The 233-nt window shown below is 39.5% G+C and carries 1 pseudogene; it reads left to right on the top strand.

The features are described 5' to 3' along the window. Positions 1–233: pseudogene (locus R0K30_RS23715) on the top strand (SDR family oxidoreductase); the annotation flags it as partial.

The raw sequence follows: 233 nt of genomic DNA, 5'->3' as shown, positions 1-233 counted from the left end.
ACAAAAGAATGTTTTGCGTTCATTGATATTTTAGTAAACCATGCAGCAGAACAGCATCCGCAAAAAAGCATTGAACAGATTACCTCGCATCAGCGTCTTCGGACATTTCAAACTAATATTTTTGCCTTGTTTTATTTAACAAAGGCTGTGCTCCCTCATTGAAAGAAAGCAAGCAGGATGAGTAATACAACCTCCGTCACAGCCTATGAAGGGCATGAAACCTTAAGCGGTTA

Origin of the sequence: Bacillus sp. SIMBA_154, from assembly GCF_046536015.1 — a bacterium.
GTDB lineage: Bacteria > Bacillota > Bacilli > Bacillales > Bacillaceae > Bacillus > Bacillus pumilus_P.
Note: the sequence above shows the minus strand (reverse complement) of the source record. Positions and strands in the feature narration are given on the sequence as shown.